We start from the raw sequence: 12,049 nt of genomic DNA on the forward strand, positions 1-12,049 counted from the left end.
AATAGTCCTTATTTTGATTACTTATTTTTCACTTGCTTGCATGTGATTGATTGAACAATCTAGCGAAAGTTCTGCTGCGAGTTCATGGATACTGTTTTCAAGCTTAACCAGATCAACTTTTTCAGGCACATTGATGGTGAATAAAATTGTCTGAGTGAGATTATCGTCATCAGCGTGAGAACGAACTGCAGCTAGATCCAGTGAGCGGTCGGCAAGAAACTCGGTAATACGCTTCATGGTACCGCGCTGATCTTGTCCATTTACACTAACTTCAATTCGTGAAATGAAATTCTTAGGGGTGTGCTTAGAGGTACGCTTCATTACCATCAATAATTCAAGCTCAACACTTAAACCAGGTAATAGAGTTTCTATCTTAGTGATGGCAGCCCACGAGCCAGAAATCATCATGATTAAGGTGAATTCGTTTCCGAATAAAGCCATGCGGCTATCAACGATGTCACATTCACATTCACTGGCTAAACGGGATAGACGACTGACTAAACCTGGGCGATCAGCACCCATAGCAGTAACGACCAGATAGTTGGTCATGGATTTTCCTCACTTTTTCGATATCATAGAGCGTAAACTAGCGAGCTAACGCAAAGTTTTTTTGCGGGTTGTAATGCTACCATAACTAAAAGAAAACCACATAAGTATGTGTGTATTTGCCTTTAATCTGTTTGAATTATGACTAGTTTAGTGAATATATTTTAATAACTGTTGATTTATAAGGAAATAAAGTTTATTTCTTCTGTAAACAACGTTGATATTTACGCAAATTATTCGCCTTTTTTTGGCGAATAGTGAAACGTTTTAGATAAATGCATTTAAGAGCCCCGTTAATGCTTGTCATTAGTAGTAGGCATAAGTAACATAGCGAATCCTGAAACCTTGGGGAATTTAGATGATAAACGGAAGCATCGTTGCCTTAATCACACCAATGAATAGTGATGGCACAGTAGATTACGCGAGTCTTGAAAGGCTGGTAGAGTTTCATATTGACCAAGGCACAGATGCGATTGTCGCCGTTGGGACAACAGGTGAGTCTGCGACTTTACCGATGAAAGAACATGCACAAGTTGTAGCGCAAACGGTTAAGTTTGCAGCAGGACGCATTCCTGTTATTGGCGGAAATGGCGCCAATGCCACTGCTGAAGCTATTGAGCTGACTCAATCTATGGCCGATTCAGGCATCGTAGGCATGTTAGGCGTGACCCCATATTACAATAAGCCAACACCAAAAGGGCTTATTGCACATTATAAAGCCGTTGCAGCTTGCACAGATATTCCTCAGATTTTATATAATGTACCCGGCAGAACTTCTGTTGATATGTTACCTGAAACCGTCGTTGAATTAGTCTCAGTACCTAATATTATCGGTGTTAAAGAAGCCACTGGCGATTTAACCCGTGTCGCTAAATTGCGTGAATTATGTGGTAATGATTTTAAGCTTTACAGTGGCGATGATGCTACGGCTAGAGATTTCTTATTACTTGGTGGTGATGGGGTCATTTCCGTTGCCAACAATATCGTTCCAAAATCCTTTAAGGCTATGTGCGAAGCTGCACTGGCTGGCGATTTAGCGTTATCAGAAAGTATAAACCAGCCAATGAAAGGTTTATATGAACACTTGTTCTGTGAAGCTAACCCAATTCCTGTGAAATGGGCCGCTCATCAAATGGGTTTAATTAGCCAAGGACATATTCGTTTACCTTTAACTGAACTTTCTGAGCAGTTTCATGGTCTGTTGTTAGAAGCGATGAAGCAAGCCCAGATAGAGGTAAACCAATAAATGTTGAAGCAAGTCACCCCAATTCTCGTTATAGCAGCACTATCTGCATGTAGCACTCCGACAGATCGACGTATTGCAAATGGCAATGATGACTTTGTTAATGCCAAAGCTGCGCCATTATTAATCATACCTGAAGGGCTTAAAACACCAACTTATGGCAAAGAGTATGATATTCCTGAGCCAGGTAGTGAAGTTAATAAAGAACTTGTTGGTAAGCGTCTAGATATTCGTCCTCCATTACTTGTATTGCCGATGTCTGAAGGCACACGTGTGGAAGAGGGCAGCGATAATATTAAAGTTATCGTTGAATCTATCGCAACAACTAAAGACTTAAAACAAGAAGTGTTTGAAAACTTAAAAGGCTTCTTAAATAAGTACGAAGTGCCAATTGAAAAAGAAGATTACGAAGAAGGCATTATAGAAACAGGCTGGATTGAAAACCGTGAGGTGATTGATTCAAGTTGGTTTGGTGAAGATAAAGTTTACTTATTACGCCAACGCTACCGTTACGATGTTGATGTCAGTCCTCATGGCCGTTCAGGTAGTATGAGTATTGATCTTATCGAACATGAAGAATCTTACGACGGTGAAGACCAAGAAGTATTCTTAAGTGGTGAAGATAAACGTCGCTACACAATAGATATGCTGAATAACTCTATTGCTTACATGAGTATTACTCGTGATAAGCAAATTAAAGCTGACCGTATCGAGCAGAGTCTAGGTATTACTTTAGATTTAGTGGCAGAAACTGAAGATAAAGGTGCTTATTGGATTGCTGAAGCGGATTACAGTAAAACTTGGGACCGTCTACGTATAGTTTTACCAGAGCTTGGTTTTGATATAGTCGATATGAATAATGCTGAAGGCTTATTTTATATCGTGCTTGAAGAAAGCGGAGGATTCTGGAGCTCATTATGGGGTGATGAAAAGTTACCTTTAGAGCGCGGTAATTACCGTGTTGAGTTAGAGCCAACAGAAGATAAACAGCAAACGAAGATTTTTGCTAAAAATGCGGTAGGTGATCCATTATCAAATGAAGTCATCACTGAAGTATACCGAGTACTTAGCGATGCCATGGAAGCTGACCGTAAGGTGAGATAATCACCCATTATTGCTTGTTTTGCTTCACTGACATACATACTTACAAAGAGACACATTTCTGTGTCTCTTTTTTTATGCTAGAAATGCCAATTGAGTTGGCGAAAACGCTAGGTTTACATGACAGGTTAGGATAATTCACCAAAAGTGAACTTAGATTCAGGTTATTTCGTACTGAAGTTGAATGTTAATCAAATGTGTAATTTGTAAGTAAAGGTAAAACGCCTTGATACCGAGTTACCGCTAGGTAAACTAACGTTTGCCACAAAACTGATACTCGCTAACATCAAACCTCTTTTGATAGAGGGATGAACGGAATAACGATGAAAAAAACAATTATATTACTCGTAGCATTAGCTCTGGCTTGGTTTGGTTATCAATCAACCTTGGCTCCTGAAAAATCTAATCAACGTGTCAAACCTATCCCTAATGTTGTTGTGGCTAAAGTTGCCATGCTTCCTGTCCGTGACGAAGTTGAAGCGATTGGTACAAACAAAGCGTTTGAATCGATAACCATTACCCCGAAAGTCACTGAGCAGGTTGCGAGCATTAATTTTAATGATGGTGATATTGTTTCTAAAGGTGATTTGTTAGTACAACTTAGAAATCGTGAGCAGGTTGCAAAAGTAAGAGCTGCTGAAGTCAAAGTTACTGATAACCTTCGTGAACTTGACCGTATTAGAAGCCTAGTAACCAGTAAAACGGTTGCTGAGCTTGAAAGAGACAGACTTCAAACATTAATTGACACCACCAGAGCGGAACTTGAACAGGCTAAAGCGGCACTAGAAGACAGAGCCATTCATGCCCCATTTTCTGGGCGCCTTGGTTTAAAGCAAGTGAGCGTAGGTAGTTTAGTTTCTCCCGGCACACAAATAACTACGTTAGATGATGTCAGTAAAATTAAGCTCGACTTTTCTGTACCAGAGCGATTTATTCAAGAATTACAGTTAGGCAAGAGTGTTGAGGCAAAAGCGATTGCGTTTCCTGATCGTATTTTCAAAGGCGAAGTCACATCGATAGATAGCCGAGTTAATCCATCAACCCGCGCTGTTATTGTTCGTGCGATTATAGATAACGCAGATTCTGCTTTGTTACCGGGTATGTTGATGAAGGTGAAACTAATCAAGCAAAACCGTGAAACCTTGCTATTACCTGAGTCAGCCATTATTCCCATTCAATCGAAGCATTATGTATACATAGTGAATGATGAAAATATTGTTGAACGTAAACAAGTTTCTCTAGGTATAAGAAATCGTGGCTGGGTAGAAATCATTGATGGACTTGTGATTGATGAGCCTGTAATTATTCGCGGCCTATTAAAGGTGAGACCTGGCGATGAGGTAAAAACAGAAGCAGCTGAAGCATTTAACTTTGCTAAGGTCGCCGGAGCGGAGAACGCCGCATGATATTAACTGATATTTCAGTAAAAAGACCGGTATTAGCCTCTGTAATTAGTATTTTGGTTATCATTTTGGGTTTAGTGTCTTTTGAAAAGCTACCCTTACGAGAATATCCCAATATTGACCCGCCAGTTGTGTCTATTGATACCCGTTATCGTGGTGCGAGTGCCACGGTAGTTGAGAGTCGTATTACCCAACTTATTGAAGATAGGATTAGTGGGGTTGAAGGGATTAAGCATGTTAGCTCAACAAGCCGTGACGGTCGCTCTTCAGTGACGTTAGAGTTCGATGTTGGTCGAGATATTGAAGCTGCAGCTAACGATGTACGTGATCGAATCTCTGGATTGTTAGACAATTTACCTGAAGAAGCCGATCCGCCAGAGGTTGAGAAAGCTAACGGTGGTGATGAAGTGATCATGTGGCTAAACCTTGTCTCTGATCAAATGACAACGTTGCAGCTCACCGATTACGCACGTCGTTATTTAGTTGATCGCTTTTCAGTCGTAGACGGTGTCGCCAATATTCGTTTAGGTGGAGGTAAAGTGTATGCCATGCGAATTTGGATTGATCGCCAAGCATTGGCTTCTCGAAACTTGACGGTAGCGGATGTTGAATCAGCGCTTCGCTCAGAAAACGTTGAATTGCCTGCTGGTTCAATTGAATCAAAAGAGCGTCACTTTACAGTGCGAGTTGATAGAAGTTTTAGAACCGAACAGGACTTTGCCAATTTAGTGATTACCCAAGGTGATGATGGTTACTTAGTTAAGTTGGGTGATGTTGCCAAGGTTGCGATCGGCTCTGAAGAAGAGCGTATTATGTTCCGTGGTAACACTGAATCAATGATTGGACTCGGTGTATCTAAGCAGTCAACATCTAACACGTTAGAAGTGGCGCGTGCGGCTAATGCACTAGTGGATGTGATTAATCCAACTCTACCTGCTGGAATGGAAATTAAACGCTCATACGATAGCTCAGTGTTTATCGAAGCTTCAATTAAAGAGGTTTATCAGACACTCTTTATTGCTATGATCTTGGTCATTATCGTGATCTATCTGTTCTTGGGTAGCGTGCGGGCTATGTTAATCCCAGCGCTAACCGTGCCTGTATCGCTCATGGGAACATTTATTGTTCTTTATAGCCTTGGCTACACAATTAATCTGTTAACGCTGTTAGCGATGATCCTTGCGATTGGTATGGTGGTTGATGATGCCATCGTGATGCTTGAAAACATTCACCGCCGTATTGAACTTGGCGACTCACCGTTGAAGGCGGCTTACCTTGGTGGTCGAGAAGTTGCATTTGCCGTTGTTGCTACAACTCTTGTTTTGATTGCGGTATTTATGCCAATAAGCTTTTTGGACGGTGATTTAGGCAAACTATTTAAAGAGTTTGCTGTGACGATGAGCGCAGCGGTCATATTCTCGAGTTTAGTGGCATTAACCTTAAGCCCAATGATGTGCTCAAAATTATTAAAGCCTGCTGGTGAGAGCTCATGGTTAGTCAAAAAAGTTGACGCCTTAATGGATTATCTGTCATCAATTTATCAGTCAAACCTTAACTCCGCGATTAAGCAGCCGTATTTAATTGGTCTGATTGTGGTCGTTGCCTTTGCTGTCAGTGGTTATTTGCTTAATAAAATTCCACAAGAATTTGCACCAAGTGAAGATAGGGGCTCAATGTTCCTAGTCGTTAACGGCCCTCAAGGTGCAAGCTTTGAGTATATTGAAAAGTACATGGATGAAATTGAAGGTAGGTTGATGCCTTTAGTTGAGTCTGGTGATATTAAGCGTCTGTTAATTCGTGCACCAAGGGGCTTTGGAACCGCGGCTGACTTTTCTAACGGCATGGCGATTATTGTTTTAGAAGATTGGTCTGTTAGACGACCTGCGAATGAAATTATTGTCGATATCCGTAGTCGAATTTCTGATTTAGCTGGGGTGAGAGCATTCCCGATCATGAGGCAAGCGTTTGGGCGTGGTGTCGGTAAACCTGTGCAATTTGTATTAGGTGGCCCAAGCTACGAAGAGCTTGCGCTTTGGCGAGATATGTTATTAGAAAAAAGCCTCTGAAAATCAGATGCTCGTTGGACTTGACCATGATTATAAAGAAACAAAACCGCAGTTAAGAGTGGCGATAGATAAAGATCGTGCTGCAGATTTAGGCGTGTCTATTTCACATATTGGTCGTACTTTAGAGTCAATGCTAGGCTCACGTTTGGTGACAACCTTTATGCGTGACGGTGAAGAGTATGATGTCATTATTGAAGGTAATCGCGACAATCAAAATACAGCCTCTGATCTTGAAAATATCTATGTTCGCTCGGATAGAACCAGTGAGTTAGTGCCGTTATCTAACCTAGTTAAGGTCGAAGAATATGCTGATGCAAGTTCGTTAAATCGATATAACCGAATGCGAGCAATCACCATTGAAGCGAATTTAGCGGATGGTTACAGTTTAGGCGAAGCGTTAGATTACTTAAACGATATTGCCCATACTTATCTGCCAGCTGAAGCTGTCATCAGCTACAAAGGGCAATCGTTAGATTATCAAAGTTCTGGTAATTCTATGTACTTTGTATTTGTTTTAGCACTCGGTATTGTGTTCCTTGTATTAGCGGCGCAATTTGAAAGCTATGTGCATCCAATGGTGATTATGTTAACTGTGCCATTAGCTACCTTAGGGGCGTTAATCGGTTTATGGTTTACAGGTCAAAGCATCAATATCTACAGTCAGATTGGTATTATTATGCTGGTGGGACTGGCAGCTAAAAATGGTATTTTGATTGTTGAGTTTGCTAACCAATTGCGAGATAAAGGGATTGCTTTTGATGAAGCGATAGTTCAAGCCTCGGCGCAGCGTCTAAGACCTATTTTAATGACGGGTATTACCACAGCTGCAGGCGCAATTCCTTTGGTGTTATCAAGTGGTGCAGGAGCTGAAACTCGTTTTGTGATTGGTGTTGTTGTGCTTTCAGGCATTTTATTAGCAACCTTCTTCACCTTATTGGTGATCCCTGTTGCTTATAGTATTTTTGCTCGAAACAGTAGCTCACCTGAAGCTATCGCTAAACTGTTAGATGAAGAATTAAAAAATTAATTAGTCATTTAGTAGCTTTCGGTTTATTCGGTAAAAGCCAGTTATATAAAACTGGCTTTTTTATTGCCATTTTATAAAGCTAAAAGGATAGTTACTCGATGATTGTCGGAAAGGTTGGCAACGGAGAAGTGATGATATGAAAAAATCAGATAAGAAAATAGAAAAACAAATTATTCAAACACTGACAGAAGTTTGCGATAGGTTACTTGAGCAATATCCAGGTTTTGAATGGCTAACTCATACGGTTAATTTCAATGCATTTCCGACCTCATTAAAAGTCGTCTGTATTTTTGAAAATGATGCTCAACTGACGGATTTAGTGTTAAACAAGGAAGATGTTTATATCCAGAATTTGATTATCCATCAATTACAGCAGCAGGGCATTAAGCTGCAAACCAAACAAATTGTGTTTGATAGCGAAACACGCAGTGAGGCGCAGCATAATGGCAATTGGGCAAAGCGATTGAAGTAATTTTCTTTGCTTAAATTCCGTTCGCAGTAATTAATCTTTTGATTAGGTAATTAACATCAATCTGCCTTTCTAATAAATTGAGTCATGTTGTAGCCATACTCACCATTGCTCACCATGTCACTTGGGCCATAATGGCGCATTAAGACATTGAATTTACCAGTGGTATTTCCTTCTAATACTGGAATATTATTTGGCTGGCCTTTACAACCAAAACGCAAGGTGTAAGTTCCATCTTTATTTTGCTTTGGGTTCATTTCACTTGATATATTGGCTACGTCATTAAACATGTATCCGTCACCGTTATAAACAGTCGCTGACCAAAAGTATTTTGCTTCTGGATTGACGAATGTGGTTTCATAACATCCATTAGCGTCAAAATAGGGGCTGGTTTGATAAATGTTATCCATGACCATTGCGCCGCCCCAGCCACCTGCAACTCCAACATAGTTCATATATGGAGTTTGACCGCTTTCAACATTACTAAAAGCACCAGCTTGGTAATAACCATCACTGAAATCAGCATTACCTTCTTCTTCAGTTTTTGGAAAGATGGTTTATCCCAGTTTTTTGTTTTGAATGGCTTTGGTTTCTGTGCGTTCATATTAAAGTTTGATAAATCATAATAAAGTCTGATCATTTATAATATAGTTTGATAATTTCTCGCATTTTTGCAGGCAGAAACGGGTTAGGAGTAACACATTTCTGCCCCAAAACTTGTTTTATCATTTTGAAAAATCAACGTCGTGGTGTTCTCTCTATTTCCAAACTTCGTTTAGATTAACGTCGTGGCGCTTCGCCCACACCTGACGAAAGGGAAACAACAGCATTTCCCTTTTCACTCTTGGATAAAAAATCCTTGCCGCCCCAACGAAATTACTCTTTCAAAGCGAGTAAGCCTCATGCTTATTCGAAAATAGCTTACGCTATATTTTGAGTAAAGAACCTTCAACGCATTTCAGCAATTTCAATGGGGATTTATTGCACCCGCAGGTTCGTTTGTATCCTCAATTAATTTCTGAAATTATTCTTAGGCTTGAATGCTGAATTCAACTTGAGTCTTTTAGCTGATTAGATTCTTGGTCTTTGTAGCTTTTATAATTGCGACGACGATAGTCAAATCGAAGAGACAATAATTCCAGTGTAGTTACGTTCAAGACCATAGAAAACATGGATGTGTTAACGGCGTATATTGGATATATCTGCACATAAGGTCGCTCTTTCACATCTGAACCATAGGGATATGGTAAATGTCAGTATGATGTTTGGAATATCATTGACCATGTGATTGCAACATTGCGTTCACCCTGAACATCCCAGCGGCAGGCAATGGATTAGATTGAAGTGTTGGCCTTCTGTAACAGTTTCAAATATCAATGAGTTAGTAGATTAGTGCTCGTAACTCGTTGTGCCCCTATATGAATTTCGTTCGATTTAATCACGAGTTATTGTAGGAGATTGAACCTAATTTTGCTCATACAAGTAATGTCTATAAAGTTCAGGCTTTATCATTATTATTGAACTTTACTTTAGTCTTGATAAAATGATTGAATACAAAAACACTCGGCATATAGCGAGTGCTTTTTGTTTGTGCTATCCGAACTGAATAACCGTTTAAGCTTGCTTACGAACCTGCAACACGCTCAGTATAGATAGTGAAAGGAAGAACGCGGGGTCACTCCAACCAAAGCCAACAAAGATACCAGTGAAAGCCGCATACAATGTGATGATAGCACCCAGCATATTGGTGATAACCAAACCTTGGATAAGCTTTTTGGCGCTAATCCCGGCTTCAATATCTCGTAATAGCCAAGTTATCGCTGCAATACCACCAAGGAAGATACTGGTGTGTTGAGACAGAAAGTAAGCGTACTTATCATTGATTTCCATGCCGTACATGGGCCACATCACCGTTGGTAGAAAAAACAGTGCGATGGCAAACCCAGCGTAAATGATGCCGTGTAGGCTTAAAAACGTTTTATTGTTCATGTTGTATCTCTCTATCTCGTGTCTTTCATTATCTTTCTTCATTCAGCAAACGTCTGAATTAGCCGTTGATTGGACCTTTGTTAATGGTAGTTAATGGCTGATTAACGTCAAAAATTACACCACGCACTTCTTCTACGCCCATCTCATTTAAGCGAGCGGCATGCATCGCTAGGTAAGTCTCTGCACTGAGTTGGTCTTCAAAAAGGTAGACACCACCACCCAGTTTTTCGGCTTGGTTTTCTGTCCAGATTTTCCAGATCATGCCTGGTTCGTTGTTAATAGACTTTGCTAGGTCAACGAGTGCGTTTGACATCTCTTCACCAAATGGGCCGTTAAATTCAAAATCAACTTGTAATAATTTCATGGTTATTTCTCCAAACAGTTTCTTGGTATTGCGCTGTGACTCATGGTCATTTAGCAAAACATAGGAGGCTTGATTGCCTGTTGAAATAGATATTACCTGTAAAAAACAGACAGAAAAGTTCATAATATTATCATTAACTGTCAGGATTTTAGACCGATGAGATTAAAGACAACCCTAGAGCAATGGCAAACACTCTATGAAATAGACCGCGCTGGCAGCATTCAGGCTGCGGCATTGCAGTTGAATAAGAGCCACACTACGCTTATTTATGCTCTGAGAAAGTTGGAAGATCAATTGGGCGTGTCTTTGGTTCAGGTTGAAGGTCGGAGGGCGGTGTTATCGGAAGACGGCAAAGCGTTACTGCGCAGGGCGAGCACCATGCTGGAACAAGCTCGGGAACTTGAACTGATCAGTGAACAGCTAACAAAGGGTGTGGAATCTGAAATAGTGGTAGCGGTTGATCATCTTTGCCGCCTTGAACGTCTTTATAAACCCATGACTGCATTTTTGGCGGAGAACAACACCACATCGATACAAGTTGTTGAAACGTCACTGTCTAAAACAACGGAAATGGTGACTCAAGAACTAGCCGATGTAGCTATCATCAACCTACCCATCACAAATTATTCGGCAGAAGTCTTTGGCTTTACAAAGATGGAGCCTGTTGTGGTTAGCTCGCATCCGTTAGCTAATGCGACATCCATATCGCTAAAACAACTGTCGTCGTTACCACAAATTGTTGTTAGAGATTTAGGCTCGATTGAAAAGCTCGGAGAGAAAAAAGATGTGGGTTGGTTGAAGTCAAGTCAGCGCATTACGGTTGATAATTTCGACCATGCCTTTAGTGCAGTAGAGCAGGGGGTGGGTTATTGCAGGTTGCCAAAGCATATTGTTGATAGCCGAGGGAGTGGGAAACTGGCTGTGTTGAATGTGGAAAATGGCGGTGGTTATCAGGTTCCATTACACCTTACTTTACCTAAAGGGGCAAAAACGGGACCTGCTACAAAACGTTTTTACGAATTACTTCTAGTGTCGGCCTCTAGATAAGTTGTTTTTGTAATACTCTAATTAATCCGTTGTTCTCTAATTTAGTAATGTAATTGGCTCGTTTTTGTCCAAAAGTGTGTTTGAAAATGATCAAACATTATTATAAGAAAACGACATGCGCCCTCAGACAAATTATCAAACTATTGAGTTGTTACCGTCCATGACAACCATAATTTTTTATCAAACTTTAATATGGTCGTACAGTTTCGGCGCCTCTACCACAATATTGTCACGTAATTCACTATCAAGAGTACGGACTATGAGGAATGCATGATCTGTCTTAGCGGTGATTAAGTGTCTGCCAGGCCCATATATCATTCGTTGTGTTTCATGGTTTTCATCGACGATTTGTATGGTGACATATTTATCCGTTTTCGGGATGGTGATATAAACCTTCCTGCTAGATAAATCGAAAACAGAAGTTGAATAAGCTGTATCTCTGTTCATTCTCACAACGAATTGCTGTGTCGGATCACTACTTGGAACTGGCATCTTTAAGAACGTGTTTAAGCCACCCGCTTTTTCAATTATCGCAGCAAATCTAAGGTTGGTGTAAGCCTGAGGGAAGTTATCTTGATTGACGATGATAGGGTCAGCGCTCACGCTAGTTGAGGTCAATAGCGCAATAGCAGCAAGTTTGGATACAATTTTCATAGTTCTTCCTTGAGAGTAAGTGATCTGTTTATAATCTAAGCTAACTCATTGGCGCAGTTATAACAAATGACAATTAAGCTAGTGCTAATTGGCTGACGACAAGGGAAATTTGTTTATTTGTAATAGAGTTAATTTAACAG

General features: G+C 40.4%; 10 protein-coding genes and 1 pseudogene. 6 read left to right on the forward strand and 5 right to left on the reverse strand.

Going from position 1 to position 12,049, the window contains the following annotated elements:
• Positions 1–21: 21 nt before the first annotated feature.
• The gene (locus ACGEDC_RS17885) at positions 22–549 is read right to left on the reverse strand and encodes a glycine cleavage system protein R (RefSeq protein WP_055025876.1); all 528 of its coding nucleotides are present in this window, start codon (positions 547–549) and stop codon (positions 22–24) included.
• Between the two features lie 355 nt (positions 550–904).
• On the opposite strand from ACGEDC_RS17885, the gene dapA reads away from it, so the two are divergent.
• The 5 genes and pseudogenes from dapA to ACGEDC_RS17910 all read left to right on the forward strand — a co-directional run bounded on the left by dapA (position 905) and on the right by ACGEDC_RS17910 (position 7,858).
• On the forward strand, positions 905–1,792 hold the full coding sequence (gene dapA / locus ACGEDC_RS17890) for a 4-hydroxy-tetrahydrodipicolinate synthase (RefSeq protein ID WP_394494824.1): 888 nt from the start codon (positions 905–907) through the stop codon (positions 1,790–1,792).
• Positions 1,793–2,893, forward strand: a complete 1,101-nt coding sequence (gene bamC / locus ACGEDC_RS17895; protein ID WP_394494826.1) for an outer membrane protein assembly factor BamC — start codon at positions 1,793–1,795, stop codon at positions 2,891–2,893.
• A 320-nt stretch (positions 2,894–3,213) separates the two neighbouring features.
• Positions 3,214–4,296, forward strand: a complete 1,083-nt coding sequence (locus ACGEDC_RS17900; protein WP_119968258.1) for an efflux RND transporter periplasmic adaptor subunit — start codon at positions 3,214–3,216, stop codon at positions 4,294–4,296.
• A pseudogene (locus tag ACGEDC_RS17905) lies at positions 4,293–7,386 on the forward strand (efflux RND transporter permease subunit). The gene ACGEDC_RS17900 and the pseudogene ACGEDC_RS17905 overlap by 4 nt, the downstream one beginning before the upstream one ends.
• Positions 7,387–7,522: 136 nt before the next feature.
• A complete protein-coding gene (locus ACGEDC_RS17910; protein WP_394494829.1) occupies positions 7,523–7,858 on the forward strand; it encodes a Fis family transcriptional regulator in 336 nt (111 codons plus the stop codon).
• Between the two features lie 56 nt (positions 7,859–7,914).
• Here the strand turns inward: ACGEDC_RS17910 and ACGEDC_RS17915 are convergent, their stop codons facing one another.
• The 3 genes from ACGEDC_RS17915 to ACGEDC_RS17925 all read right to left on the reverse strand — a co-directional run bounded on the left by ACGEDC_RS17915 (position 7,915) and on the right by ACGEDC_RS17925 (position 10,208).
• Positions 7,915–8,310 (reverse strand): DUF1214 domain-containing protein, encoded by a 396-nt coding sequence (locus tag ACGEDC_RS17915; RefSeq protein WP_282166856.1) that lies wholly within the window; start codon positions 8,308–8,310, stop codon positions 7,915–7,917.
• A 1,159-nt stretch (positions 8,311–9,469) separates the two neighbouring features.
• On the reverse strand, positions 9,470–9,844 hold the full coding sequence (locus ACGEDC_RS17920; protein WP_394494832.1) for a hypothetical protein: 375 nt from the start codon (positions 9,842–9,844) through the stop codon (positions 9,470–9,472).
• A gap of 58 nt (positions 9,845–9,902) precedes the next feature.
• Positions 9,903–10,208, reverse strand: coding sequence for a monooxygenase (locus tag ACGEDC_RS17925; protein ID WP_394494834.1), 306 nt, complete (start codon positions 10,206–10,208; stop codon positions 9,903–9,905).
• Between the two features lie 156 nt (positions 10,209–10,364).
• On the opposite strand from ACGEDC_RS17925, the gene ACGEDC_RS17930 reads away from it, so the two are divergent.
• Positions 10,365–11,255 carry a LysR family transcriptional regulator gene (locus ACGEDC_RS17930; protein WP_394494836.1) on the forward strand — a complete coding sequence of 297 codons (891 nt, stop codon included), beginning with the start codon at positions 10,365–10,367 and terminating at the stop codon, positions 11,253–11,255.
• Between the two features lie 180 nt (positions 11,256–11,435).
• Here the strand turns inward: ACGEDC_RS17930 and ACGEDC_RS17935 are convergent, their stop codons facing one another.
• Entirely contained in the window at positions 11,436–11,909 is a 474-nt protein-coding gene (locus tag ACGEDC_RS17935; protein WP_394494838.1) for a DUF1254 domain-containing protein, read from the reverse strand.
• Positions 11,910–12,049 lie beyond the last annotated feature (140 nt).

The organism is Shewanella sp. ENK2, assembly GCF_043568515.1.
GTDB classification, from domain to species: domain Bacteria; phylum Pseudomonadota; class Gammaproteobacteria; order Enterobacterales; family Shewanellaceae; genus Shewanella; species Shewanella japonica.

Excerpts from the sequence above, each read along its gene's own strand:
- ACGEDC_RS17885 (WP_055025876.1), bottom strand. The coding sequence starts at position 549 with ATGACCAACTATCTGGTCGTTACTGCTATGGGTGCTGATCGCCCAGGT.
- dapA (WP_394494824.1), top strand. The coding sequence starts at position 905 with ATGATAAACGGAAGCATCGTTGCCTTAATCACACCAATGAATAGTGAT.
- bamC (WP_394494826.1), top strand. The coding sequence starts at position 1,793 with ATGTTGAAGCAAGTCACCCCAATTCTCGTTATAGCAGCACTATCTGCA.
- ACGEDC_RS17900 (WP_119968258.1), top strand. The coding sequence starts at position 3,214 with ATGAAAAAAACAATTATATTACTCGTAGCATTAGCTCTGGCTTGGTTT.
- ACGEDC_RS17910 (WP_394494829.1), top strand. The coding sequence starts at position 7,523 with ATGAAAAAATCAGATAAGAAAATAGAAAAACAAATTATTCAAACACTG.
- ACGEDC_RS17915 (WP_282166856.1), bottom strand. The coding sequence starts at position 8,310 with ATGAACTATGTTGGAGTTGCAGGTGGCTGGGGCGGCGCAATGGTCATG.
- ACGEDC_RS17920 (WP_394494832.1), bottom strand. The coding sequence starts at position 9,844 with ATGAACAATAAAACGTTTTTAAGCCTACACGGCATCATTTACGCTGGG.
- ACGEDC_RS17925 (WP_394494834.1), bottom strand. The coding sequence starts at position 10,208 with ATGAAATTATTACAAGTTGATTTTGAATTTAACGGCCCATTTGGTGAA.
- ACGEDC_RS17930 (WP_394494836.1), top strand. The coding sequence starts at position 10,365 with ATGAGATTAAAGACAACCCTAGAGCAATGGCAAACACTCTATGAAATA.
- ACGEDC_RS17935 (WP_394494838.1), bottom strand. The coding sequence starts at position 11,909 with ATGAAAATTGTATCCAAACTTGCTGCTATTGCGCTATTGACCTCAACT.